This window comes from Streptomyces sp. TP-A0874, assembly GCF_001748085.1.
GTDB lineage: Bacteria > Actinomycetota > Actinomycetes > Streptomycetales > Streptomycetaceae > Streptomyces.
Map to the genome: position 1 here is coordinate 92,163 of NZ_BBZK01000007.1, position 25,112 is coordinate 117,274.

Below are 25,112 nucleotides of genomic sequence, written 5' to 3' on the forward strand. Positions count from 1 at the left end.
GCCCTCCTTGGGCCAAAGGGTTGCCCTGCTCCAGAACCTGCAAGAAGTCTGAAAATGACAAAAGCCTGCGGAGTTACATGCTCCGCAGGCTCTGTACTGCAAGGGAAACCAAACTGCAACTTGCGGCGAGCCTAGCACGCTCCTTCGTTGCCGGGAAAGAGGTCAAGATCACTCGTTGGTGGGGTGTAAGCCGCTGCTCCACGGCGACGACCTGCACCTCGGCGTCCACCACGGGCCCGCGGCCGACCTCCGGCCCGGCCCGCCCGGCGCGACTCGCGGAGCCCCCGACGTCACTCGGGAGGGCCGTCGGGTCTAGCCTCACGACGTGGATACTTCTGACCGAGCGGCCAACCCCTCCGCCGCCGACGAGCACCGCCGCAGCCGGCCTCGGGTCGGCCACATCCAGTTTCTCAATTGCCTGCCGCTGTATTGGGGACTGGCGCGGACGGGCACCCTTCTCGATCTCGAGCTCAGCAAGGACACCCCGGAAAAGCTCAGCGAACAGCTGATCCGCGGGGAACTCGATATCGCCCCGGTGACCCTGGTCGAGTTTCTCCGCAACGCCGACGAGCTGGTGGCGCTGCCGGACATCGCGGTCGGCTGCGACGGGCCGGTCATGTCCTGTGTGATCGTCTCCCAGCTGCCGCTCGAACAACTGGACCGGGAGCGGGTGGCGCTCGGCTCCACCTCGCGCACCTCCGTACGCCTGGCCCAGCTCCTCCTCGCCGAGCGGTACGGCATCGCACCCGACTACTACCGCTGCCCACCGGACCTCGGCGCGATGATGCAGGAGGCGCGGGCGGCCGTGCTGATCGGTGACGCGGCGCTGCGGGCCTCGCTCCACGACGCCCCCCGGCTCGGCCTGGAGGTGCACGACCTGGGGCAGATGTGGAAGGACTGGACGGGCCTGCCCTTCGTCTTCGCCGTCTGGGCGGCCCGCCGCGACTACCTCGCGCGGGAGCCGGAGCTGGTCCACAAGGTCCACGAGACCTTCCTGGCCTCGCGCGACCTGTCGCTGCGCGAGGTCGCCAAGGTGGCCGAGCAGGCGGCGCGCTGGGAGTCCTTCGACGCGCAGGTGCTGGAACGCTACTTCACCACGCTCGACTTCCGGCTCGGCTCGGAACAGCTCGCCGGGATCGCCGAGTTCGCCCGCCGGACCGGAGGCACCACCGGGTTCCCCCCGGACGTGCGGGTGGAGATGCTGGAATCCCCCTGAGGGCCTCGCCCGGCCACATGTCGCCGGAGGATGCCGGACGCGGTCGCTCCGCCGTCCGGCCGCAGGCCACCCCTGGGGCCGCCGCCCCCTGGCGTAGGCTGGATCGGCCCGTAACGAAACTTCCGAAGGGGACGTCCCGGTGGCCGAGAACGCCGACCTCCAGTCCGTACTCGACCGTGCCGCCGCGGGAGGCCGGATCAGCCCGGCCGAGGCGCTCGACCTCTACCGCTCCGCGCCGCTGCACGCGCTGGGCTCGGCGGCCGACGCCGTGCGCCGTCGGCGTTACGCGGGCAGCGAGCACATCGCGACCTACATCATCGAGCGGAACATCAACTACACCAACTTCTGTGTGACGGCGTGCCGGTTCTGCGCCTTCTACGCCGCCCCGAAGGACACCGCCAAGGGCTGGGTGCGCGACCTCGACGACATCCTGCGGCGCTGCGCGGAGACCGTGGAGTTGGGCGGCACCCAGATCATGTTCCAGGGCGGCCACCACCCGGACTTCGGAGTCGAGTACTACGAGGAGCACTTCGCGGCGATCAAACGGGAGTTCCCCGAGCTGGTCATCCACTCGCTGGGGGCGTCCGAGGTCGAGCACATGGCCCGGATCTCCGGAGTCACCCCGGAGGAGGCGATCCGCCGGATCCACGCGGCCGGTCTCGACTCCTTCGCCGGCGCGGGCGCCGAACTGCTGCCCGAGCGGCCGCGCAAGGCCATCGCCCCGCTGAAGGAGTCCGGCGAGCGGTGGCTGGAGATCATGGAGACCGCCCACCGGATGGGGGTGGAGTCCACCTCGACCATGCTGATGGGCACCGGCGAGACCAACGCCGAGCGGATCGAGCACCTGCGGATGATCCGCGACGTACAGGACCGCACGGGCGGCTTTCGGGCCTTCATCCCGTACACCTACCAGCCGGAGAACAACCACCTGAAGGGGCAGACGCAGGCCACCCTCTTCGAGTACCTCCGGATGATCGCGATCGCCCGGATCTTCCTGGACAACGTCGCCCACATCCAGGGCTCCTGGCTGACCACCGGCAAGGAGGTCGGACAGCTCTCCCTGCACTACGGGGCCGACGACCTCGGCTCGATCATGCTGGAGGAGAACGTCGTCTCCTCGGCCGGGGCGAAGCACCGGTCCAACCGGATGGAGATCATCGAGCTGATCCGCGCCGCCGGCCGGGTACCCGCCCAGCGCTCGACGACCTACGAGCACCTGGTGGTGCACCAGGACCCGGCGGACGACCCGGTCGACGACCACGTCGTCTCGCACCTGTCCTCCACCGCGATCGAGGGCGGCACGGCGCACCCGGAACTGAAGCTCATCGACGCCGGCAACTGACGCTCCGGTCCGCCACCGGCCCGCGGGGAGGCCCCGTGCCGCCCGGCGCCGGACGTGCGAGCATCGGCTCATGCTCACCCTGCACACCGCCGAGTTGGTCCTGCCCGCCGAAGGGCCGCCGCTGCCGAACGGCGCGGTGCTGGTCGAGGGGCCGCGGATCGTGGCGGTCGGGCCGGGACCGGAACTGACGGGGCGGAACCCGACGGCCCGGGTCCGCCGCTGGCCCGGGCTGCTCGTCCCCGGCCTGCTCAACCGGCGGGCGGCGGCGCTGCTGGAGGAGGCATACCACCCCGATCCCCGGGAGGCCGACAGACTCGGCACCGCGCCGCTCACCGGAGCCGACCTGGCCGCGCTGGAGATGACCGAGACCCGCTGGAGCGCCAGCGCCCGGCGCGGTCTGCAGGCCATGCTCCGCTACGGGACGACGGCCCTGATCGGGCCGTTCGGCAGGCCGGCGGTGCGTACCGCGGTGGCCCGGTCCGGACTGCGGGTCCTCCCGGGCGCTCGGGTGCCGGGCCCGCCGTCCCTCGACCCGACGGTGGGCGAGCCCGACCGCCCCGGGGCGGAGGCCGTCCCACTGGGCGGCGCCCTCGCCGCCGGGGCGCCCGCCGACTTCGCCGTCTTCGCCCTCCGCGGGGCGGGAGAGGGGGCCCGCGCGGGCGCGTCGGACACCGACTCGCCGGGCGAACCGCTCGCTACGGTCGCCGATCCGCTCGCGGCGCTGGGCCGGGCCGGCGCCGGCACCTGCCTGGCCACCGTCCTCGGCGGCCGGCTGCTGCACCGCCGGAGGTGAGGGCCCGCCGGCGGCCTCCGGGCGCACCGGCTGCGGAGCCGGCGCCGCCGGAGTGGAGAATGGTGCGGTGACTCGAGCCTCCCTGGACAAGCAGCCGCAGGAAGTCGCCGCCATGTTCGACGACGTGGCGGCCCGGTACGACCTGACCAACGACGTGCTGTCGCTGGGCCAGGCCCGGCTCTGGCGGCGGGCGGTCGCCCGGGCCGTCGACGCCCGCCCGGCCGAGCGGGTGCTGGACCTCGCGGCCGGCACCGGCACCTCCGCCCTGCCGTTCGCGGCCACCGGCGCGCACGTCGTGCCCTGTGACTTCTCGCTCGGAATGCTGTCGGAGGGCAAGCGCCGCAACCCCCGGCTGCCGTTCGTCGCCGGGGACGCCACCCGGCTGCCGTTCGCCGACGGCGTGTTCGACGCGGTGACGATCTCCTTCGGGCTGCGGAACGTCCAGGCGACGGACGAGGCGCTGGCCGAACTGCTGCGGGTCACCCGGCCCGGCGGCAGGATCGTGATCTGCGAGTTCAGCCACCCGACCTGGGCCCCCTTCCGGACCGTCTACACCGAGTACCTGATGCGGGCGCTGCCCCCGGTGGCCACGGCGGTCAGCAGCAGCCCGGACGCCTACGTCTACCTCGCCGAGTCCATCCGCGCGTGGCCGGACCAGCCGGGGCTCGCCGGCCGGATGCAGCGCGCAGGGTGGACGAAGGTCGCCTGGCGCAACCTCAGCGGGGGCATCGTCGCGCTGCACCGCGGGCTGCGCGGACCGGCCGGGGACTGAGTGGTCGCCCGGCCCGGGCCGGCGGAACACGCGGAGCGAGGGGGGAGGAACGAGGGTGCAGTGGAGAGCGGGGACGCAGTGAAGCGCATCGTGGTGGTCACCACCGGCGGCACCATCGCCAGCCGCTGGCGGGGCACGGGGTACGCGGCCGAGGCGGCCGGGGCGGAGGTGCTGGGCGCCTCGGCCGTCCCCGAGGGGGTGCGGCCCGAGGTCGTGGACCTCTTCACCGTCAACAGCGCCCGACTGACCTCGGGCCACCAACTGCGGCTGGTCCGTGCGGTGCGGGAGGCGCTCAGCGACCCCTCGGTGGACGGGGTGGTCGTCACCCATGGGACGGACACCCTGGAGGAGTCGGCGTTCCTGCTCGACCTGTACCACGACGACCCCCGCCCGGTGGTCCTCACCGGCGCCCAACTGCCGCTGGAGAACCCCGACAGCGACGCCGCCGGGAACCTCCACGACGCCCTGCTGACCGCCGCCGGCGTCCGCGACCTGGGGGTGGTGACCGCCTTCGCCGGCCGGATCCACGCCGCCCGCGGCACGGTGAAGACCCGGACGATCGGCTTGGACGCCTTCGCCGACCCCTCCGGGGCGCCGCTCGGCTCGGTCGTCTCCGGCCTGGTCGAGGTGGCCCGGCGGCCGTCCCGCGGCCGGCCGCTGGCCCTGCCGCCGACTGACGTCGAGCCGCCCCGTGTCGACATCGTGGTGCACCACCCCGACGCCGACCCGCTGCTGCTGCGCACCGCGGTGGACGCGGGTGCGGCGGGCCTGGTGCTGGTCGGCACCGGGGCGGGCAACGCGACGCCCGAGACCCGGGAGGCGGTGGCCGACGCCGTCTCCCGCGGGGTGCTGGTGGCGCTCACCACCCGGGTGCCGTCCGGGCCGGTCACCCCGATCTACACCGGGGGCGGGGCGGTCGACCTGATCGCCGCCGGCGCGGTACCGACCGGGACCCTCCGCGCGGGTCAGGCGCGGATCGCCGTACTGGCGGCGCTGATGTCCACCGCGGACCCGGAGGGGCGCCGGAGCACCCTGCACCGACTGGTCGAGCCGGGCGCCGGCGCCGCGGCCGCCTGACCCGCGGCCGCGCCCGGCACTCCTCGCCCGACGGCCCCGGGATGCCCGCTTCCTGAGGTGCCGTCGGGTGGCGGCCGGGCGCGCCGGTCCGCCGCCGCCACCATCCGGCCAACACGCCCCCGCCCACCATCCGGCCGGTCCGCGCATAGACTTGGCCCGTTCCCGTGCCGGCCGCCTCGCGCGGCCGTGCCCCGCCTCTCCGCCCGGGAGTACCGACGTGACCGAGCCCGCCTCGACGAACGCAGCCGCTTCCGAGCGCAGCGCCGATGTGATCGTCGTAGGAGCCGGCCCTGCCGGCGCCGCCACCGCGTACCACCTCGCCCAGTACGGACTCGACGTGCTGCTGCTGGAGAAGACCGCCTTCCCGAGGGAGAAGGTCTGCGGCGACGGCCTCACCCCACGCGCCGTCAAACAGCTGGTCGCCATGGGTATCGACATCTCCGAGGAGGCCGGCTGGCTGCGCAACCGCGGGTTGCGCATCATCGGCGGGGGGATGCGCCTGCAGCTCGACTGGCCGGCACTGGCCTCGTACCCGGACTACGGTCTGGTCCGCAGGCGCGACGACTTCGACGAGCAGCTGGCCCGGCAGGCGCAGAAGGCCGGGGCGCGGCTGTACGAGCGGTGCAACGTGGGCGCGCCGATCGTCGACGAGCGGACCGGTCGGATCACCGGGGTGGAGGCGAAGCTGGGCCAGGAGAAGGCGCCGGTCTCCTTCCACGCGCCGCTCGTCATCGCTGCGGACGGCAACTCGACCAGGCTCTCCGTGGGGATGGGGCTGCACCGGCGGGAGGACCGGCCGATGGGGGTGGCTGTGCGGACGTACTTCACCACCCCTCGGCACGACGACGACTACCTCGAGTCCTGGCTGGAGCTGTGGGACCGGCGCGGTGAGCGGGACCGGCTGCTGCCGGGCTACGGCTGGATCTTCGGCATGGGCGACGGCACCTCCAACGTCGGGCTGGGCGTCCTCGACTCCTCCGCCGCCTTCAAGGAGCTGAACTGGCGGGAGATCCTCAAGGCCTGGTGCGCCTCGATGCCCGAGGACTGGGGCTTCACCGAGGAGAACAGGACCGGCCCGATCCGGGGGGCCGCACTGCCGATGGCCTTCAACCGCCAGCCGCACTACACCAAGGGGCTGCTGCTCGTCGGTGACTCGGGCGGGATGGTCAACCCGTTCAACGGCGAGGGCATCGCCTACGCGATGGAGTCGGGGCAGATCGCGGCGGACGTCATCGTGCAGGCCCACGCCAGGCGGACCCCGCTCCAGCGCGAACGCGCCCTGCACACCTATCCGAAGATCCTCAAGGACACCTACGGCGGCTACTACACCCTGGGCCGCGCCTTCGTGAAGCTGATCGGCAACCCGAGGATCATGAAGCTGGCGGCCGAGCGGGGACTCAGCCATCCGCTGCTGATGCGGTTCACCCTCAAGCTGCTGGCCAACCTGACCGACCCGCAGGGCGGCGACGCGATGGACCGGGTCATCAACGGCCTCAGCAAGGTCGCCCCGAAGGCCTGACCCTGGAACACATCGCCGCCCGCGGGCGGGCGGCGAGGGGCGGGCGGTCACCGGTAGTCGCCGGTGACCGCCCGCCCGCTCTGTCCGCCGTGGAGGGCGTCAGCCTCAGAGCACCCGCCGCGCCGAGGTGGGCGGGGAGTAGCTGAGGTCCTGTTTGACGACGCCCTTGCCGGGGTTAGCGGCGTCGATGTACTGGCCGTCGCCGACGTAGACGGCCACGTGGTACGCGCTGCCGGTGCCGCCCCAGAAGAGCAGGTCGCCGGGGAGCAGCGAGTCGAGGGAGACCGGGGTGCCGACGGTCGACTGGTCCTGGGAGACCCGGGGCAGCTCCACGCCGACGGTCCGGAACGCTGCCTGGGTGAGGCCCGAGCAGTCGTAGGCGCTGGGGCCGGTGGCGCCCAGCACGTAGGCCTTGCCCAGCTGGGACTCGAGGAAGGCGAGCACGCTGGCGGCGCTGTCCGTGGCGGTGGCCGCGGTCTTGGCGGCGGTGGTGGTCGCGGTCTTGGCTGCGCCGTCCAACGCGGGACGTGCGGTGCTGCGGGAGGCGCGCTCCGCGGCGCGCTGCTCCTCGGCCCCGGCCTGCTCCGCGCGCCGTTGGGCGGCCTTGCGGGCGGCCTGCTCGGCCTTCTTCCCGGCGGACTCCTTCGCCGACTTGCGGGCCGCGGCGGCCGTCGTCCGCTGCTGGTCCCGCAGGTCGTAGTCGAGTGCGGCCCGCAGGGTCGCGTCCGAGGAGCGCTGGGCGGCCTCGGAGACCGAGCCGTTGAGCGCCGGGACCTCCGCGACCTGGGCGGCGGCGGACTCGGAGGGGGTGAGCGAGGAGGCGAACGCGGCCGAAGCGGCCAGGGTGCCGAGGACTCCAGTGGCGACACCGGCACGCAGTCCCCAGACCGACGCCCGGCTCCGGGGTTTCCGGTGTTTTGCTGAATGAGCGGCCTTTGACATGGCTATGTGGCTATCAGGGCGGCATGGTTCCGTTCAAGGAAGTGGAATCGCTCACAATTGATGCGTACGCGTCGAGACAGGGGGCCGTCGAGCATCCGCGGCCGGAACTGTGCGACCGTCAGCTTTTCCCAACTCCGCCCGGCGTCGGGCTTTTCCGGGATCTTCGACGGATTCTCCCGGCGCATATCACCGGCCGCGTTATGTGGCCAACCAACGAATTTCCGAACACGAGGGCGACGTGGCGGAACTCACCGTTTGCCGCGCAACCAGCCGTGCGGCCTAAACGGCGCGCTGGATTCCCCGCCTCCGTCCGGGCCGTCGCATCCCGCCGGGGGTGATACCGCGCTTTCGGTATCCGGTTCCGCCGGCGGGCGCGGGTCCGGGCGGGCGTCGGAACGCGGAACGGCCGGGGCGGTGATTCGGGGGTTTTCCCCTCGCTCGACCGGGCCGAGTGGTGAACCACCCGGTCCGGTGGGCCCGGCGGGGCGCCCGGGGGCCGCCGGTCCGCCGGAACCGAGCGCTCCGCGGCGGTGCCCGGAGCGCCCCGCAGGCGCCTCCGGACCGTCGGCGGTTCCGACCCGGAAGGGCGGCCGCCACCGCCGTCCACGGGCTCGTTCCGGGCTGCGGAAGGGTCCGACGGCGGCCGAGGATCGTTATCACCCCGTGCTGTCCAAGTCCAATTTGTCTGGAGCAGCTTTGGGTTGATAACAGAAGCCCCCTCTGTGACCAGCGAAAACTCCATCGCTTGTCACCTCTGGTGACTACTCTGCCGCTTCGCGTATGAAGATCACCGCTCATCCGACTTTTGGATCCTTGGGCTGGTGGTGGAGATCACAAGATCGGAGTCGCACCCCGTGTCGCAGCTCACAGACCCGGAGGCATAGGATGTCGGCGACTTGGGCTTGTGAACTGCCTCACATAGACGCGATCTTCGTGAGTCGGGGCACACGCCACCGACAGGCACCGTCGACTGGAAGGAGCGAGGAGCGTGAACGCCTATGCGCCCATCCTCGTGCTCGGCGCCCTCGGGGCAGGCTTCGCGATCTTCTCCGTGGTCATGGCCGCGCTGGTCGGTCCGAAGCGCTACAACCGGGCGAAACTCGAAGCCTACGAGTGCGGAATCGAGCCGACCCCGCAACCGGCCGGCGGCGGTCGATTCCCGATCAAGTACTACCTGACGGCGATGCTCTTCATCATCTTCGATATCGAGATCGTCTTCCTCTATCCCTGGGCCGTTTCCTTCGACGCCCTGGGGCTCTTCGGGCTCGTGGAGATGCTGCTCTTCGTGCTCACCGTCTTCGTCGCCTACGCCTATGTCTGGCGCCGTGGCGGGCTGGAATGGGACTAGGGGCCGGGGACTAGGGAGAGGCACTGAAATGGGTATCGAAGAGAAGCTTCCGAGCGGATTTCTGCTCACCACCGTCGAACAGGCCGCGGGCTGGGTCCGCAAGTCCTCGATGTTCCCGGCCACTTTCGGGTTGGCCTGCTGCGCCATCGAGATGATGACCACCGGCGCCGGCCGCTACGACCTCGCCCGCTTCGGCATGGAGGTCTTCCGCGGCTCGCCCCGCCAGGCGGACCTGATGATCGTCGCCGGCCGGGTGAGCCAGAAGATGGCTCCCGTCCTGCGGCAGGTCTACGACCAGATGCCGAACCCCAAGTGGGTCATCTCCATGGGGGTCTGCGCCTCCAGCGGCGGCATGTTCAACAACTACGCGATCGTGCAGGGCGTCGACCACGTCGTACCGGTCGACATCTACCTGCCCGGCTGCCCGCCGCGCCCCGAGATGCTGCTGGACGCGATCCTCAAGCTCCACGAGAAGGTCCGCCACGGGAAGCTCGGCGTCAACCGCGAGGCCGCGGCCCGGGAGGCGGAGGAGGCGGCGCGCAAGGCACTGCCGACGATCGAGATGAAGGGGCTGCTCCGGTGAGCGGCGTACGCGGGACCGGCCCGCGGCGGACGGCGGCGGGATCCGCGGCCGGGCGCCGGTCGGGCGGAGCAGTGAAGGAAAGGGGTGCTCGGTGAGCGAGGGCCGTAACAGCGTCAGCCCGGACCAGGGTCCGGACCAGGGCCCGGACGCCAACAACCTCCCGGGCCAGCGCGGCGACGTGACCGAGGTCATCGGGACCCGCCGCGGCATGTTCGGCGCCAGCCACGGCGGCGACACCTCCGGCTACGGCGGGCTCGTCCGCACCGTGCGGATGCCCGGTGCCTCCGCCCGCCCCTACGGGGGCTGGTTCGACGAGGTCGCCGACGAACTGGAGGGCGCGCTGGAGGAACAGGGCCTGGTGCCCGAGAGCGTCATCCTGAAGACCGTCGTCGACCGCGGTGAGCTCACCTTCCAGTTGGAGCGCGAGCACCTCCGGCAGGTCGCCAGGACCCTGCGGGACGACCCCGCGCTCCGCTTCGAGCTGTGCACCGGCGTCAGCGCCGTCCACTTCCCCGAGGACGCGGGCCGCGAACTGCACGCCGTCTACCACCTCCGGTCGATCACCCACAACCGGCTGATCCGCCTGGAAGTGACCGCTCCGGACAGCGATCCTCACCTGCCCTCACTGGTCGAGATCTACCCGACCAACGACTGGCACGAGCGCGAGGCCTACGACTTCTTCGGTCTGATCTTCGACGGCCACCCGGCGCTCACCCGGATCATGATGCCCGACGACTGGCAGGGCTTCCCGCAGCGCAAGGACTACCCGCTCGGCGGCATCCCCGTCGAGTACAAGGGCGCCCAGATCCCGGCGCCCGACCAGCGGAGGTCGTACACCTGATGGCGCACTTCACCGGGGCCCGACCCCCGCACCCCCGGCCGCGAGCCCTCACCCGGCGCGGCCACTCGGCACCGGACCCGCGAGGAGGAGCCCGATGAACACCTCGCAAGCGCAGCAGCGCGAGACGACGGAAGGCACCGTCTACACCGTCACCGGCGGAGACTGGGGCGAGGTCGCCGAGGCCGCCGCCCGCGCCGACGACGAGCGCATCATCGTCAACATGGGCCCGCAGCACCCGTCCACCCACGGCGTGCTCCGGCTCATCCTGGAGATCGACGGTGAGACGGTCACCGAAGCCCGGTGCGGTATCGGCTACCTGCACACCGGTATCGAGAAGAACCTCGAGTACCGGACCTGGACGCAGGGCACCACCTTCGTCACACGCATGGACTACCTCACGCCGTTCTTCAACGAGACGGCGTACTGCATGGGCGTGGAGAAACTGCTCGGCATCGAGGAGGACGTCCCCGAGCGGGCCAACGTCATCCGGGTGCTGATGATGGAGCTGAACCGGATCTCCTCCCACCTGGTGGCGCTCGCCACCGGCGGTATGGAGCTCGGCGCCACGACGATCATGATCTACGGGTTCCGGGACCGCGAACTCGTCCTCGACCTGTTCGAGCTGATCACCGGTCTGCGGATGAACCACGCCTACATCCGCCCCGGCGGCCTCGCCCAGGACCTGCCGCCCGGCGCGGTCGACGCCGTCCGCGACTTCGTCAAGAAGATGCGGAAGAACCTGGCCGAGTACGACGCGCTCGCCACCGGCAACCCGATCTTCAAGGCCCGCCTGCAGGACATCGGGTACCTCGACCTCACCGGCTGCATGGCGCTGGGGGCCACCGGTCCGGTCCTCCGCTCCGCCGGCCTCCCGCAGGACCTGCGGAAGTCCAACCCCTACTGCGGCTACGAGAGTTACGACTTCGAGGTGCCGACCACCGACACCTGCGACTCCTACGGCCGCTTCCTGATCCGGCTGGAGGAGATGCGGCAGTCGCTGCGCATCGTCGAGCAGTGCCTGGACAAGCTGGAGCCCGGGCCCGTGATGGTCGGCGACAAGAAGATCGCCTGGCCCGCCCAACTGGCCCTCGGCCCGGACGGACTCGGCAACTCGCTGGACCACATCAAGAACATCATGGGCACCTCGATGGAGGCGCTCATCCACCACTTCAAGCTGGTCACCGAGGGCTTTCGGGTGCCCCCGGGCCAGGTGTACACGGCGGTGGAGTCCCCCAAGGGGGAGCTCGGCGTGCACATGGTCAGCGACGGCGGCACCCGGCCCTACCGGGTCCACTTCCGGGACCCGTCCTTCACCAACCTGCAGGCCATGGCGGCGATGTGCGAGGGCGGCCAGGTGGCCGACGTCATCGTCGCAGTCGCATCCATCGACCCCGTGATGGGAGGCGTCGACCGGTGACAGACGTCAGTTTGGGGATGCCGCAGCTCCCCGCGCCCGACTTCCCCGCCGAGGTGCGCGCCCGGCTCCAGAAGGACGCGGAGGAGGTGATCGCCCGCTACCCCGACAGCCGCTCCGCGCTGCTGCCGCTGCTGCACCTGGTGCAGTCCGAGGAAGGGCACGTCAGCCGCACCGGCATCCGGTTCTGCGCCGAGGTGCTGGACCTCACCACCGCCGAGGTCAGCGCGGTCGCCACCTTCTACACGATGTACCGGCGCAAGCCCTCCGGCGACTACCAGGTCGGCGTCTGCACCAACACCCTCTGCGCGGTGATGGGCGGCGACGCCATCTTCGAGGCGCTCCAGGAGCACCTGCGGGTCGGAAACAACGAGACCACCGAGGACGGCAAGGTCACGCTAGAGCACATCGAGTGCAACGCCGCCTGCGACTTCGCCCCGGTCGTGATGGTCAACTGGGAGTTCTTCGACAACCAGACGGTCGAGTCGGCCAAGCAACTCGTGGACGAACTGCGCGCCGGCCGGAGCGTCGAGCCCACCCGCGGCGCGCCGCTGTGCACGTACAAGGAGACCGCGAGGATCCTGGCCGGCTTCCCCGACCCGCGGCCCGGTGCGGTCGAGGCGTCCGGCGGCGCCGGCCCCGCCTCACTCGTCGGACTGCGGCTCGCCAAGGGCGAGACCGCGCCGGCCAAGGTGGTGCCGCCGCGCGGCGAGACCGACCCGGCGGGCGGGGACGAGCAGACGTCGGCGTCCGAGCCGCAGCAGTCGGCCGGACCCGCGACCGAGGACGGTGAACGATGACCTTGGCCGCGAACGTGAACGGCAACGAGAGCGGTGCGAGCCCGGAGAAACTCCTCTCGCCGGTCCTCTCCGAGTTCTGGGACGAGCCGAACTCCTGGACGCTGGAGACCTACCGGCGGCACCAGGGGTACGAGGGGCTGCGCAAGGCGCTGGCCATGGAGCCCGACGAGGTCATCGCCTACGTCAAGGAGTCCGGCCTGCGCGGCCGCGGCGGCGCCGGCTTCCCCACCGGTATGAAGTGGCAGTTCATCCCGCAGGGCGACGACAAGCCGCACTACCTCGTCGTCAACGCCGACGAGTCGGAGCCGGGCACCTGCAAGGACATCCCGCTGCTCTTCGCCAACCCGCACGCGCTGCTGGAGGGCATCGCGATCGCCTGCTACGCGATCCGCTCCTCCCACGCCTTCATCTACCTGCGCGGTGAGACCGTGCCGGTGCTCCGGCGGCTGCACGAGGCGGTCCGCGAGGCCTACCAGGCCGGACTCCTCGGCAAGGACGCGCTCGGCAGCGGACGGGACCTCGAGGTCACCGTGCACGCCGGCGCCGGGGCCTACATCTGCGGCGAGGAGACCGCGCTGCTCGACTCCCTGGAGGGGCGGCGCGGACAGCCCCGACTGCGGCCGCCGTTCCCGGCGGTCGCGGGCCTCTACGCCTGCCCGACGGTGGTGAACAACGTCGAGTCGATCGCCTCGGTGCCCGCCATCCTCAACCGCGGTAAGGAGTGGTTCCGCTCCCTGGGCAGCGAGAAGTCCCCTGGATTCACCCTCTACTCGCTCTCCGGCCACGTGGTCAGCCCCGGCCAGTACGAGGCGCCGCTGGGCATCACCCTGCGCCAGCTGCTGGAGATGGGCGGCGGGATCCGTCCCGGGCACCGGCTGAAGTTCTGGACGCCGGGCGGCTCGTCCACGCCCATCCTCACCGACGAGCACCTGGACGTGCCGCTCGACTACGAGGGCGTCGGCGCCGCCGGCTCCATGCTGGGCACCAAGGCCCTCCAGTGCTTCGACGAGACCACCTGCGTGGTCCGCGCGGTCACCCGCTGGACGGAGTTCTACGCGCACGAATCCTGCGGCAAGTGCACCCCCTGCCGGGAGGGCACCTACTGGCTCGTCCAGCTGCTCCGGGACATCGAGGCCGGCAAGGGCCTGATGTCCGACCTGGAGAAGCTGCACGACATCGCCGACAACATCAACGGCAAGTCGTTCTGCGCGCTCGGCGACGGCGCCGCGAGCCCGATCTTCTCCTCGCTCAAGTACTTCCACGAGGAGTACGAGCAGCACATCACCGGCGGCGGGTGCCCCTTCGACCCCGCCAAGTCCACCCTCTGGGCCGACGGCCCGACGTCCTCCCACCTGGAGGTGAAGGCATGACTGTGACCACCAATGCACCCTCCTCCGGGGGCGAGTCGGCGGTACCGCCGGAAGACCTCGTGTCACTCACCATCGACGGCATCGGCATCAGCGTGCCGAAGGGCACGCTCGTCATCCGCGCCGCCGAGCAGCTCGGCATCGAGATCCCCCGGTTCTGCGACCACCCGCTGCTGGACCCGGTCGGCGCCTGCCGGCAGTGCATCGTCGAGGTCGAGGGCCAGCGCAAGCCCATGGCCTCCTGCACCATCACCTGCACCGACGGCATGGTGGTGCGGACCCAGCTCACCTCCCCGGTGGCGGAGAAGGCCCAGCGCGGTGTGATGGAGCTGCTGCTCATCAACCACCCGCTGGACTGCCCGGTCTGCGACAAGGGCGGGGAGTGCCCGCTGCAGAACCAGGCGATGTCCGCCGGCCAGGCGGAGAGCCGGTTCGACGGGCGGAAGCGGACCTACGAGAAGCCCGTCCCGATCTCCCGGCAGGTGCTGCTGGACCGCGAGCGGTGCGTGCTGTGCGCCCGCTGCACCCGCTTCTCCAACCAGATCGCCGGCGACCCGATGATCGAACTGCTGGAGCGCGGTGCGCTGCAGCAGGTCGGCACCGGCGAGGACGAGCCGTTCCAGTCGTACTTCTCCGGCAACACCATCCAGATCTGCCCGGTCGGCGCGCTCACCTCGGCCGCCTACCGGTTCCGCTCCCGCCCCTTCGACCTGGTGTCGTCCTCGGGCATCTGCGAACACTGTGCGGGCGGCTGCTCGATGCGCACCGACCACCGGCGCGGCAAGGTGATGCGCCGCCTCGCGGGCGAGGACCCCGAGGTCAACGAGGAGTGGATGTGCGACAAGGGGCGCTTCGGCTTCCGCTACGCGCAGCGGCCGGACCGGCTGACCACCCCGCTGGTCCGGGACGCCGACACCGGTGAGCTGACGCCCGCGAGCTGGCCGGAGGCGCTGGAGACCGCCGCCCGCGGACTCTCCGCGGCCCGGGCCCGCACCGCCCGGGAGGGCGGCTCCGGGGCGGCGGTGCTCACCGGCGGCCGGCTGACCGTCGAGGACGCCTACGCCTACGCGAAGTTCGCCCGCCTGGTGCTGGGCACCGACGACATCGACTTCCGGGCCCGGGCGCACAGCGCCGAGGAGACCGGTTTCCTCGGCGCCAAGGTGGCCGGCCACGGCCGGGACCTGGACGGCGCCGGGGTCACCTACACCGCCCTGGAGAAGGCGCCGGCGGTACTGCTCGCCGGGTTCGAGGCCGAGGAGGAGGCGCCCGGCGTCTTCCTCCGGCTCCGCAAGGCGCACCGCAAGCACGGCCAGCGCACCTTCGCCCTGGCCAGCCACGCCACCCGCGGGTTGAAGAAGGCGGGAGGCACGCTGCTGCCGGCCGCGCCCGGCACCGAGACCGAGTGGTTCGACGCGCTGGCCGGCGGAGTCGGCCTGGACGCCGCCGGACAGCAGGCGGCCGAGGCGCTCCGCGGCGAGGGCACGATCATCGTCCTGGGCGAGCGGCTCGCCGCCGTCCCCGGAGCGCTGACCGCCGCCGTACGCACCGCCACCGCCACCGGGGCCACCCTGGTGTGGATCCCGCGGCGGGCCGGTGAGCGCGGCGCGGTCGAGGCCGGCGCGCTGCCCGGGCTGCTGCCCGGTGGCCGTCCGGTCGCGGACATGCGCGCCCGCGAGGAGGTCGCCGATGTCTGGGGAGTGGCCGCCGAGGCGCTGCCCTACCGCTACGGCCGCGACACCTCCGAGATCATCGAGGCGGCCGCCAGCGGGGAGCTGGGGGCGCTGCTCGTCGGCGGCGTCGAGGTCGCGGACCTCCCCGACCCGGCCCGGGCCCGGCAGGCGCTGGACGCAGTCGGCTTCCTGGTCAGCCTGGAGCTGCGGCCCTCGGAGGTCACCGAGCGGGCCGATGTGGTGCTGCCGGTCGCCGCGGTGGCCGAGAAGTCCGGCACCTTCCTCAACTGGGAGGGGCGGGCCAGGGTCTTCGAAGCAGCCATCAAGCCGGAGCAGATGACCCGCCGGCACGTCATGCCGGACGGCCGGGTGCTGCACATGCTCGCCGACGCGGTCGCCGGCGTCGAGGGCGGCGACGTCCACCTCGGGCTGCCGGACGTCCGTGCCGCCCGCCGGGAGCTGGACCGCCTGGGCGGCTGGGACGGGCCGCGGGCCACCGCTCCGGAGGAGAACACCCGGCCGATGCCCCGGCCCGCCGAGGGCGAGGCGGTCCTCGCCGGCCACCGGCTACTGCTCGACCAGGGCCGGCTGCAGGACGGCGACGATGCGCTGGCCGGTACCCGGCACCCGGCGGTCGCCCGGCTCTCCGCCGCGACGGCCGCCGAGGCGGGGGTCGCCGACGGCCAGCCGCTGCGGGTCAGCGGACCGGCCGGCTCCGTCGAACTGCCGCTGAAGATCACCCCGATGCCCGACCGGGTCGTCTGGGTGCCGCTCAACTCGGTCGGCGCGGGCGTCGGATCCGACACCGGAGCCCTCCCCGGGGCGCTGGTGAAGCTGTCGCCGGGGGCGAACCGCGCCGCCGACGCAGCGGCCCAGGAGGTGAAGGCATGAACTGGCAGCTTGCCGCAGAAGACCTGTCCCTGTTCGGGCAGGACCCGTGGTGGCTGGTCGGCATCAAGGCGATCTTCTGCTTCGCCTTCGTGATGCTGACCGTGCTCTTCTCGATCGTCTGGGAGCGCAAGGTCGTCGCCTGGATGCAGCGGCGCATCGGACCCAACCGGCACGGCCCCTGGGGCCTGCTGCAGTCGCTGGCCGACGGCATCAAGCTGATGCTGAAGGAAGACGTCGTCGTCAAGCGGTCCGACAAGATCGTCTACATCCTGGCGCCGATCATCGCCGCGGTACCCGCCTTCATGGCGATCGCGGTGATCCCGTTCGGTCCGGCGGGCAACGAGATCTCGATCTTCGGCCACCGCACCACGATGCAGCTGACCGACCTGCCGGTCGCCGTCCTCTACATCCTGGCGGTCGCCTCGGTCGGCATCTACGGCATCGTGCTCGCCGGCTGGTCCTCCGGCTCCACGTACCCGCTGCTCGGCGGGATGCGCTCGGTCGCCCAGGTGATCAGCTACGAGATCGCGATGGGCCTCTCCTTCGCGGCCGTCTTCCTCTACTCCGGGTCGATGTCGACCTCCACCATCGTGGAGGCCCAGGAGGACCGCTGGTTCGCGATCCTGCTGCCGGTCTCCTTCGTGATCTACATCGTGGCGATGGTCGGCGAGGTCAACCGCGCGCCCTTCGACATGCCGGAGTCCGAGGGCGACCTCGTCGGCGGCTTCAACACCGAGTACTCGTCGATCAAGTTCGCGATGTTCATGCTGGCCGAGTACGTCAACATGGTCACCGTCTCGGCGGTCGCGGTCACCCTCTTCCTCGGCGGCTGGCGGGCCCCCTGGCCGATCAGCACCTACTGGGAGGGCGCGAACCACGGCTGGTGGCCGATCCTCTGGTTCACCATCAAGCTCCACGCGCTGCTCTTCTTCTTCATCTGGCTCCGTGGCACGCTGCCACGCGTCCGCTACGACCAGCTGATGAAGCTCGGCTGGAAGCTGCTCATCCCGGTCTCGATGGTCTGGCTGATGATGGTCGCCACCGTCCGGGCGCTGCGCAACGAGAACTACGAGTTCCGCGACATCGTCTTCTACGTCGTCGCCGCGGTCCTGTTGATCCTGCTGCTCTCCTTCGTGGTCGACCTCTTCCGCGAGCGGAGCGATAAGCAGGCGGCCGCCGAGGCTGAGTCCGAAGCCGAGCCGGTGTTCGATCCGATGGCGGGCGGCTACCCCGTACCACCGCTGCCGGGACAGACCCTGCCGCCCGTACCCCGACGACCCTCGCGGCAGGAGCGGGTGCTCGCCGGGAACGTGCCGGCCGAAACCGCCACCGAGGAGGAGGCGCACAATGGCTGACTTCCAGAACCCCGTGGCCGGCTTCGGCGTGACCTTCAAGGCCATGTTCAAGAAGCGGCTGACGGAGCAGTACCCGGAGCAGAAGAAGGACACCGCTCCTCGCTTCCACGGCCGGCACCAGCTCAACCGGCACCCGGACGGGCTGGAGAAGTGCATCGGATGCGAGCTGTGCGCCTGGGCCTGCCCGGCGGACGCGATCTACGTGGAGGGCGCGGACAACACCGAGGAGGAGCGCTACTCCCCGGGTGAGCGCTACGGCCGCGTCTACCAGATCAACTACCTGCGCTGCATCCTGTGCGGGCTGTGCGTCGAGGCCTGCCCGACCAGGGCGCTCACCATGACCAACGAGTACGAGCTCGCCGACTCCTCCCGGGAATCCCTCATCTACACCAAGGAGGAGCTGCTGGTGGGCCTGCGCGAAGGCATGGTCGACTCACCGCACGCGATCTTCCCGGGCATGGACGAGCAGGACTACTACCGCGGGCTGGTCACCGAGGCCGCCCCCGGGACGGTGCGGCAGACCGCCGTCTCCAAGGGCGAGGCCCCGGCCGAGCCCGCGGCGGAGTCCACCGAGGCCGAACCCACGGTGGAGGGGGTGGCCGGGAAGTGAACACGCTCGCCGCCGCCGCCTCCACCGGAGAGGCCATCCAGTTCTGGGTGCTGGGAACGGTCGCCGTGCTCGGCGCGCTCGGCACCATTCTGCTGCGCCGCGCCGTTCACTCGGCGCTCTGTCTGGCCGGCACCATGATCGTCCTGGCGGTCTTCTACCTCGCCAACGGCGCCTACTTCCTGGGCATCGTGCAGGTGGTGGTCTACACCGGCGCGATCATGATGCTCTTCCTGTTCGTCGTGATGCTGGTCGGCGTCACCGCCGCCGACTCCCTCAAGGAGACGCTGAAGGGCCAGCGCTGGCTGGCCGTCGCCTGCGGCCTGGGCTTCGGCATCCTGCTGATCGCCGGTATCGGCAACGCCTCGCTGCGCAGCTGGAACTTCATGGGACTCGGGCAGGCCAACGCCCAGGGCAACGTCTACGGGCTGGCCTCGCTCATCTTCACGAAGTACGTGTTCGCGTTCGAGATCACCGGTGCGCTGCTGATCACCGCGGCCGTCGGCGCCATGGTGCTCACCCACCGGGAGCGCACCGAGCGGGCCGCCACCCAGCGCGAGCTGGCCGAGGCGCGGGTCCGGGAGGGCAAGCAACTGCCGCCGCTGCCCGCACCCGGTGTCTACGCCCGGCACAACGCGGTGGACATCCCCGGCCTGCTGCCGGACGGCACCCCCTCGGAACTCACCGTCAACCCGACGCTGCGCGCCCGGGGTCAGATCCGCGACGTCTCGGGCGAGGCCCTGGCGGAGCTGGCCGCGCTGGAGCACCGCTCCGAGACGCGGCTGGAGCGCGGCGAAGCGCCCAGCGAGGAGGTCACCAAGTGAACCCGGTCAACTACCTCTACCTCGCGGCGCTGCTGTTCACCATCGGTGCCGCCGGGGTGCTGATCCGGCGGAACGCCATCGTCGTCTTCATGTGCGTCGAGCTGATGCTCAACGCCTGCAACCTGGCGTTCGTCACCTTCTCGCGGATGCACGGCAACCTCGACGGCCAGATCATCGCCTTCTTCACGATGGTCGTCGCCGCCGCCGAGGTCGTGGTCGGCCTGGCGATCATCGTGACGCTCTTCCGTTCCCGCCACTCGGCCTCGGTCGATGACGCCGGCCTGATGAAGCTGTAAGGGGTCGCAACAGTGGAGAACCTCATCGGACTGCTCGTCGCGGCGCCGCTCGTCGGCGCGGCCGTGCTGCTGTGCGGCGGGAAGCGGCTCGACCGCGCCGGCCACCTGCTCGGCACGGTGCTCGCGGCGGCCTCCTTCGTCGTCGGCGTGCTGCTGTTCGCCGACATGCTGGGCCGGGACGGCAGTCAACGCACCCTGCACCAGCACCTGTTCAGCTGGATCCCGGTCGAGGGTTTCCAGGCCGACCTCGGATTCCAGCTCGACCAGCTGTCGATGACCTTCGTGCTGCTGATCTCGGGTGTGGGCACCCTGATCCACATCTACTCGATCGGCTACATGGAGCACGACGAGCGGCGGCGCCGCTTCTTCGGCTACCTGAACCTGTTCCTGGCGGCGATGCTGCTGCTCGTGCTCGCCGACAACTTCCTCCTGCTGTACGCGGGCTGGGAGGGCGTCGGACTCGCGTCCTACCTGCTGATCGGCTTCTGGCAGCACAAGCCGAGCGCGGCGACGGCGGCGAAGAAGGCCTTCATCGTCAACCGGGTCGGCGACCTCGGCCTGTCCATCGCCATCATGCTGATGTTCACGACCTTCGGCACCTTCGCCTTCGGTCCCGTCTTCGGGGCGGTGGGTGGAGCCAGCGAGGGCAAGCTGACGGCGATCGGTCTGCTGCTGCTCCTGGCCGCCTGCGGCAAGTCGGCCCAGGTGCCGCTGCAGAGCTGGCTCGGCGACGCCATGGAGGGCCCGACCCCGGTCTCGGCCCTGATCCACGCGGCCACCATGGTGACCGCCGGCGTGTACCTGATCACCCGGTCCGGGGCGATCTTCAACGGGGCACCGGACGCGCAGACGGCCGTGGTGGTCGTCGGCGCGGTCACCCTGCTCTTCGGTGCGATCGTCGGTTGCGCCAAGGACGACATCAAGAAGGCGCTCGCCGGTTCGACCATGTCGCAGATCGGATACATGATCATGGCGGCCGGGCTCGGCCCCGTCGGCTACGTCTTCGCCATCATGCACCTGGTCACCCACGGCTTCTTCAAGGCCGGGCTCTTCCTCGGCGCCGGATCGGTCATGCACGGCATGAACGACGAGGTCGACATGCGGAAGTACGGCGGCCTGCGGAAGTACATGCCGGTCACGTTCGCCACCTTCGGGCTCGGCTACCTGGCCATCATCGGCTTCCCGGGGCTCTCCGGCTTCTGGTCCAAGGACCAGATCATCGAGGCGGCCTTCGCCAAGGGCGGCACCCAGGGCTGGGTGCTCGGCACCGTCGCCCTGGTCGGTGCGGCCATCACGGCGTACTACATGACCCGGGTCATGCTGCTGACCTTCTTCGGCGAGGAGCGGTGGAAGGGCGCGGCGGCCAAGAACGCCTCCGGCACGGAGCCCACCCCGCACGAGTCGCCGAAGACCATGACCATCCCGATGATCGTGCTCGCCTTCGGCTCGGTCTTCGCCGGCTGGCTGTTCAGCTGGAACAGCTCCTTCCTGAACTGGCTCCAGCCGGTGACCGGCCACTCCCACGGCAACTCGCCGGTCAGCGCGACCACCGTCACCGCGGCCACCATGCTGGTGCTGCTGATCGGTGTGGCGCTCGCCTGGCTCCAGTACGGCCGCAAGCCGGTGCCGGTGGAGGCCCCCCGCGGCAGCTGGCTCACCCGGGCCGCCCGCCGCGACCTGCTCCAGGACGACTTCAACCACGTGGTCCTGGTCAAGCCCGGCGAACACCTGACCCGCGGCCTGGCCCGCGTCGACGCCAAGGGCGTGGACGGAGCGGTGACCGGCATCGCGGCGGCGGTCGGCGGACTCTCCGGCCAGATGCGGAGGATGCAGAACGGCTTCGTTCGCTCCTACGCGGTCTCGATGTTCGGCGGTACGGCGATCCTCATCGCCGCGACCCTGCTGATGAGGGCGGTCTGACATGTCCTTTCCCCTACTGACGGCCACGGCCGTGCTGCCCGCGCTCGGCGCGGTCGCCACGGCCGCCGTACCCGCGGCCCGGCGGAACGTCGCGAAGTGGCTCGCGCTGCTCGTCTCGATCGGCACCTTCGGGCTGGCGGCGGTCGTGCTCGCCCGCTTCGACCCGGGCGGCTCCCGCTACCAGCTCACCGAGTCGCACTCCTGGATCGCCGACTTCGGCGTCCGCTACGAACTCGGGGTGGACGGCATCGGGGTGGCGCTCATCGCGCTGACCGCGCTGCTGGTCCCGTTCGTGATCCTCGCCGGCTGGCGGGACGCGGACGCGCTGGAGGAGAGCGAGCCCAACCGCCGCTGGCGGCCGACCCAGGGCTTCTTCGCGCTGATCCTGATGATCGAGGCGATGGTGATCCTCTCCTTCGAGGCCACCGACGTCTTCCTCTTCTACATCTTCTTCGAAGCCATGCTCATCCCGCTGTACTTCCTCATCGGGGGCTTCGGGGACCGGGCACACGCCCAGGGCGAGGAGCAGGCCGCGAAGCAGCGCAGCAGGGCCGCGGTGAAGTTCCTGCTCTACAACCTGGCGGGCGGGCTGGTCATGCTCGCCGCGGTCGTGGGGCTCTACGTGGTCACCGCCGACCAGCTGGGCACGGGCACCTTCTCCCTCCAGCAGATCACCCAGGCGCACGCCGCGGGCGACCTGAACATCGCCACCAGCACCGAACGGCTGCTGTTCCTCGGCTTCTTCTTCGCCTTCGCCGTCAAGGCGCCGCTGTGGCCGCTGCACACCTGGCTGCCCGGCGCGATGGGGGAGTCCACCGCTCCGGTGGCGGTGCTGATCACGGCTGTGGTGGACAAGGTCGGCACCTTCGCGATGCTCCGCTTCTGCCTCGGGCTGTTCCCCGGAGCGAGTGCCTGGGCGACGCCGGCGATCCTGGTGCTCGCGGTGATCAGCATCATCTACGGTGCGCTGCTGGCGATCGCCCAGCGCGACATCAAGCGGCTGATCGCCTACGCCTCGATCTCGCACTTCGGCTTCATCATCCTGGGCATCTTCGCGATGACCAGTCAGGGCCAGAGCGGCGCGACGCTCTACATGGTCAACCACGGCATCTCCACCGCGGCCCTGCTGCTGGTGGCCGGCTTCCTCATCTCGCGGCGCGGATCGCGGCTCATCGCCGACTTCGGCGGCGTGCAGAAGGTGGCCCCCCTGCTGGCGGGCACCTTCCTCGTCGGCGGACTGGCCACCCTCTCGCTGCCCGGCCTGGCGCCGTTCGTCAGCGAGTTCCTGGTGCTGGTCGGCACGTTCAGCCGCTACCCGGTGATCGGAGTCCTCGCCACCATCGGCATCGTGCTCGCCGCGCTGTACGTCCTGGTGCTCTACCAGCGCACCATGACCGGTCCGGTGAAGGACGCGATCCGCACCATGCCGGACCTCCGGATGCGGGAGCTGCTGGTGGCCGGCCCGCTGATCGCGCTGCTGATCGGCCTGGGCGTCTACCCGAAACCGCTGACCGAGATCGTCGACCCGGCGGTCAAGCACACGCTCTCCGACGTGCACAAGACCGATCCGAAGCCTGAAGTGGCCGCGCAAGACGTGGAGGCCGGCAAGTGAGCGACACGGCAACCGTCCACAGCCTGTGGACAACTTTGGCGGCCGAGGGGCCGACCAAGATCACGGCCCCGGACATCGACTTCGGGCTGCTGACCCCCACACTGATCGTCCTCGGCGCGGCCGTGATCGGCATCCTGTTCGAGGCGTTCCTCCCCCGGCGCGCCCGCTACTACGGGCAACTGCTGCTCTCCTTCCTCGCCCTGGCGGCCGCCTTCGCGGCGGTCGTCGGGTTGGCCGCCTCCGGCCACTCGGAGAAGAAGGCGGGCGTCGCGGCGATGGGCGCGGTGGCCGTCGACGGACCGGCGCTCTTCCTCCAGGGCACCATCCTGCTGGTCGCGGCGGTGTCGATCTTCACCTTCGCCGAGCGGCGGCTGGACCCGGCGGCCCACGGCCAGCGGGTCGACTCCTTCGCCGCCCAGGCGGCCTCGGTGCCCGGCGGCCCAGCCGAACAGGCCGCCGTCCGGGCCGGGTTCACCACCACCGAGGTCTTCCCGCTGCTGCTCTTCGCGGTCGGCGGGATGCTGGTCTTCCCCGCGGCCAACGACCTGCTGACGCTCTTCGTGGCGCTGGAGGTCTTCTCGCTGCCGCTCTACCTGCTCTGCGCCCTCGCCCGGCGCAAGCGCCTGCTCTCGCAGGAATCCGCGATCAAGTACTTCCTGCTCGGAGCCTTCTCCTCGGCCTTCCTGCTGTTCGGGATCGCGCTGCTGTACGGCTACGCCGGCACCGTCACCTACTCGGGTATCGCCCGGGTGGTCGACGGCTCCACCCAGCAGATCGACCCGGCGCTCGCCGGGACGATGGGCAACGACGCGCTGCTGCTCATCGGCGGTGCGCTGCTCCTCATGGGCCTGCTGTTCAAGGTCGGCGCCGTGCCGTTCCACATGTGGACGCCGGACGTCTACCAGGGCGCGCCCACCCCGGTCACCGGCTTCATGGCCGCGGCGACGAAGGTGGCCGCCTTCGGCGCGCTGCTCCGGCTGCTCTACGTGGTGCTGCCCGGGATGCGCTGGGACTGGCGTCCGGTGATGTGGGGCGTGGTCATCGTGACCATGCTGCTCGGTGCGATCGTGGCGATCACCCAGACCGATGTGAAGCGGCTGCTCGCCTACTCGTCGATCGCGCACGCCGGGTTCATCCTCGCCGGCGTCATCGCCATGACCCCCTCGGGGATCTCCTCGGTCCTCTTCTACCTCGCGGCCTACTCCTTCACCACCGTCGGCGCCTTCGCCGTGGTCACCCTGGTGCGGGACGCGGGGGGAGAGGCCACTGACCTGTCGAAGTGGACCGGGCTCGGCCGGCGCTCGCCGCTGACCGCGGCGGTCTTCGCGCTGTTCCTGCTCGCCTTCGCCGGCATCCCGCTGACTTCGGGCTTCGCCGGCAAGTTCGCGGTCTTCAAGGCCGCGGCCGAGGGCGGCGCCGGGCCGCTGGTGGTCGTCGGTGTGGTGGCGTCGGCCATCGCCGCGTTCTTCTACATCCGGGTGATCGTGCTGATGTTCTTCAACGATCCGACCCCGGAGGGGCCCACCGTCGCGGTGCCCAGCCCGATGACGATGGCGGCCATCGCCGTCGGGGTCGCGGTGACGGTGGTGCTGGGCGTGGCTCCGCAGTACTTCCTCGACCTGGCGGGGCAGGCGGGCACCTTCGCCCAGTAGCCCGTCCGACGGTCCGCTGCCCGGTCTCCCCACCATGGGGGAGGTCGGGCAGCGGTCGTTTCCGCGGCCGCTCCTGTGCTGGGGCGCCCAGACGAAGAACCGCTCAGCCAGGAGGAGACGGGCGAGGGCGCTCTCCGCCCGGCGGCGGCAGCCGGCCGTCGGGCCAGCGCGTACGGCGAACCCGGGGCCGGAGAGCGGGGCATGGCCCTCGGCGACCGTCTCAGCTCGGGGTGAGGGTGTGTCGGGCCGGCGGCGGGTGCGGTGGTGACCC

Annotated in this window: 21 protein-coding genes; 20 read left to right on the plus strand and 1 reads right to left on the minus strand. The window is 71.0% G+C overall.

Going from position 1 to position 25,112, the window contains the following annotated elements:
• Positions 1-325: 325 nt before the first annotated feature.
• The 6 genes from BGP73_RS12665 (at position 326) to BGP73_RS12690 (ending at position 6,719) form a co-directional block, all read left to right on the plus strand.
• Entirely contained in the window at positions 326-1,216 is an 891-nt protein-coding gene (locus BGP73_RS12665; RefSeq protein ID WP_069814433.1) for a menaquinone biosynthetic enzyme MqnA/MqnD family protein, read from the plus strand.
• 139 nt (positions 1,217-1,355) lie between these two features.
• The gene (mqnC, locus tag BGP73_RS12670) at positions 1,356-2,558 is read left to right on the plus strand and encodes a cyclic dehypoxanthinyl futalosine synthase (protein WP_069814434.1); all 1,203 of its coding nucleotides are present in this window, start codon (positions 1,356-1,358) and stop codon (positions 2,556-2,558) included.
• Positions 2,559-2,628: 70 nt separating this feature from the next.
• Complete coding sequence (locus tag BGP73_RS12675; protein ID WP_069814435.1) at positions 2,629-3,351, plus strand: amidohydrolase family protein; 723 nt, start codon at positions 2,629-2,631, stop codon at positions 3,349-3,351.
• Positions 3,352-3,418: 67 nt separating this feature from the next.
• Positions 3,419-4,123: a demethylmenaquinone methyltransferase gene (locus BGP73_RS12680; RefSeq protein WP_069814436.1), complete on the plus strand. Its 705-nt coding sequence runs from the start codon at positions 3,419-3,421 to the stop codon at positions 4,121-4,123.
• Positions 4,124-4,201: 78 nt separating this feature from the next.
• Complete coding sequence (locus BGP73_RS12685; RefSeq protein WP_069814781.1) at positions 4,202-5,200, plus strand: asparaginase; 999 nt, start codon at positions 4,202-4,204, stop codon at positions 5,198-5,200.
• A 217-nt stretch (positions 5,201-5,417) separates the two neighbouring features.
• The gene (locus BGP73_RS12690; protein WP_069814437.1) at positions 5,418-6,719 is read left to right on the plus strand and encodes a geranylgeranyl reductase family protein; all 1,302 of its coding nucleotides are present in this window, start codon (positions 5,418-5,420) and stop codon (positions 6,717-6,719) included.
• Positions 6,720-6,824: 105 nt separating this feature from the next.
• Here the strand turns inward: BGP73_RS12690 and BGP73_RS12695 are convergent, their stop codons facing one another.
• Positions 6,825-7,661 (minus strand): C40 family peptidase, encoded by an 837-nt coding sequence (locus BGP73_RS12695; RefSeq protein WP_069814438.1) that lies wholly within the window; start codon positions 7,659-7,661, stop codon positions 6,825-6,827.
• 988 nt (positions 7,662-8,649) lie between these two features.
• Between BGP73_RS12695 and BGP73_RS12700 the strand changes: the two genes are divergently transcribed.
• The 14 genes from BGP73_RS12700 to nuoN all read left to right on the plus strand — a co-directional run bounded on the left by BGP73_RS12700 (position 8,650) and on the right by nuoN (position 24,841).
• Positions 8,650-9,009 carry an NADH-quinone oxidoreductase subunit A gene (locus BGP73_RS12700; protein WP_069814439.1) on the plus strand — a complete coding sequence of 120 codons (360 nt, stop codon included), beginning with the start codon at positions 8,650-8,652 and terminating at the stop codon, positions 9,007-9,009.
• Between the two features lie 28 nt (positions 9,010-9,037).
• Positions 9,038-9,592, plus strand: a complete 555-nt coding sequence (locus BGP73_RS12705; RefSeq protein WP_069814440.1) for a NuoB/complex I 20 kDa subunit family protein — start codon at positions 9,038-9,040, stop codon at positions 9,590-9,592.
• 91 nt (positions 9,593-9,683) lie between these two features.
• Positions 9,684-10,433, plus strand: coding sequence for an NADH-quinone oxidoreductase subunit C (locus tag BGP73_RS12710; RefSeq protein ID WP_069814441.1), 750 nt, complete (start codon positions 9,684-9,686; stop codon positions 10,431-10,433).
• Positions 10,434-10,527: 94 nt separating this feature from the next.
• Complete coding sequence (locus BGP73_RS12715; RefSeq protein WP_069814442.1) at positions 10,528-11,850, plus strand: NADH-quinone oxidoreductase subunit D; 1,323 nt, start codon at positions 10,528-10,530, stop codon at positions 11,848-11,850.
• Between the two features lie 17 nt (positions 11,851-11,867).
• Positions 11,868-12,647 (plus strand): NADH-quinone oxidoreductase subunit NuoE, encoded by a 780-nt coding sequence (gene nuoE / locus BGP73_RS12720; RefSeq protein ID WP_069814443.1) that lies wholly within the window; start codon positions 11,868-11,870, stop codon positions 12,645-12,647.
• A complete protein-coding gene (gene nuoF / locus BGP73_RS12725) occupies positions 12,644-14,017 on the plus strand; it encodes an NADH-quinone oxidoreductase subunit NuoF (protein WP_069814444.1) in 1,374 nt (457 codons plus the stop codon). The genes nuoE and nuoF overlap by 4 nt, the downstream gene beginning before the upstream one ends.
• Positions 14,014-16,575, plus strand: a complete 2,562-nt coding sequence (locus BGP73_RS12730; RefSeq protein WP_069814445.1) for an NADH-quinone oxidoreductase subunit G — start codon at positions 14,014-14,016, stop codon at positions 16,573-16,575. The genes nuoF and BGP73_RS12730 overlap by 4 nt, the downstream gene beginning before the upstream one ends.
• Complete coding sequence (nuoH, locus tag BGP73_RS12735) at positions 16,572-17,930, plus strand: NADH-quinone oxidoreductase subunit NuoH (RefSeq protein ID WP_069814446.1); 1,359 nt, start codon at positions 16,572-16,574, stop codon at positions 17,928-17,930. Before BGP73_RS12730 ends, nuoH begins: the two co-directional genes overlap by 4 nt.
• Positions 17,923-18,540: an NADH-quinone oxidoreductase subunit NuoI gene (gene nuoI / locus BGP73_RS12740; protein WP_069814447.1), complete on the plus strand. Its 618-nt coding sequence runs from the start codon at positions 17,923-17,925 to the stop codon at positions 18,538-18,540. Before nuoH ends, nuoI begins: the two co-directional genes overlap by 8 nt.
• A complete protein-coding gene (locus BGP73_RS12745; RefSeq protein WP_069814448.1) occupies positions 18,537-19,361 on the plus strand; it encodes an NADH-quinone oxidoreductase subunit J in 825 nt (274 codons plus the stop codon). Before nuoI ends, BGP73_RS12745 begins: the two co-directional genes overlap by 4 nt.
• Positions 19,358-19,657 carry an NADH-quinone oxidoreductase subunit NuoK gene (gene nuoK / locus BGP73_RS12750; RefSeq protein WP_069814449.1) on the plus strand — a complete coding sequence of 100 codons (300 nt, stop codon included), beginning with the start codon at positions 19,358-19,360 and terminating at the stop codon, positions 19,655-19,657. Before BGP73_RS12745 ends, nuoK begins: the two co-directional genes overlap by 4 nt.
• 12 nt (positions 19,658-19,669) lie before the next feature.
• The gene (nuoL, locus tag BGP73_RS12755; RefSeq protein WP_069814450.1) at positions 19,670-21,577 is read left to right on the plus strand and encodes an NADH-quinone oxidoreductase subunit L; all 1,908 of its coding nucleotides are present in this window, start codon (positions 19,670-19,672) and stop codon (positions 21,575-21,577) included.
• 1 nt (position 21,578) lies between these two features.
• On the plus strand, positions 21,579-23,189 hold the full coding sequence (locus tag BGP73_RS12760) for an NADH-quinone oxidoreductase subunit M (RefSeq protein WP_069814451.1): 1,611 nt from the start codon (positions 21,579-21,581) through the stop codon (positions 23,187-23,189).
• Positions 23,186-24,841 carry an NADH-quinone oxidoreductase subunit NuoN gene (gene nuoN, locus BGP73_RS12765; RefSeq protein ID WP_069814452.1) on the plus strand — a complete coding sequence of 552 codons (1,656 nt, stop codon included), beginning with the start codon at positions 23,186-23,188 and terminating at the stop codon, positions 24,839-24,841. Before BGP73_RS12760 ends, nuoN begins: the two co-directional genes overlap by 4 nt.
• The last annotated feature ends 271 nt before the right edge of the window (positions 24,842-25,112 follow it).

Excerpts from the sequence above, each read along its gene's own strand:
- BGP73_RS12675 (WP_069814435.1), top strand. The coding sequence starts at position 2,629 with ATGCTCACCCTGCACACCGCCGAGTTGGTCCTGCCCGCCGAAGGGCCG.
- BGP73_RS12695 (WP_069814438.1), bottom strand. The coding sequence starts at position 7,661 with ATGTCAAAGGCCGCTCATTCAGCAAAACACCGGAAACCCCGGAGCCGG.
- BGP73_RS12705 (WP_069814440.1), top strand. The coding sequence starts at position 9,038 with ATGGGTATCGAAGAGAAGCTTCCGAGCGGATTTCTGCTCACCACCGTC.
- BGP73_RS12715 (WP_069814442.1), top strand. The coding sequence starts at position 10,528 with ATGAACACCTCGCAAGCGCAGCAGCGCGAGACGACGGAAGGCACCGTC.
- nuoE (WP_069814443.1), top strand. The coding sequence starts at position 11,868 with ATGCCGCAGCTCCCCGCGCCCGACTTCCCCGCCGAGGTGCGCGCCCGG.
- nuoF (WP_069814444.1), top strand. The coding sequence starts at position 12,644 with ATGACCTTGGCCGCGAACGTGAACGGCAACGAGAGCGGTGCGAGCCCG.
- BGP73_RS12730 (WP_069814445.1), top strand. The coding sequence starts at position 14,014 with ATGACTGTGACCACCAATGCACCCTCCTCCGGGGGCGAGTCGGCGGTA.
- nuoH (WP_069814446.1), top strand. The coding sequence starts at position 16,572 with ATGAACTGGCAGCTTGCCGCAGAAGACCTGTCCCTGTTCGGGCAGGAC.
- nuoI (WP_069814447.1), top strand. The coding sequence starts at position 17,923 with ATGGCTGACTTCCAGAACCCCGTGGCCGGCTTCGGCGTGACCTTCAAG.
- BGP73_RS12760 (WP_069814451.1), top strand. The coding sequence starts at position 21,579 with ATGTCCTTTCCCCTACTGACGGCCACGGCCGTGCTGCCCGCGCTCGGC.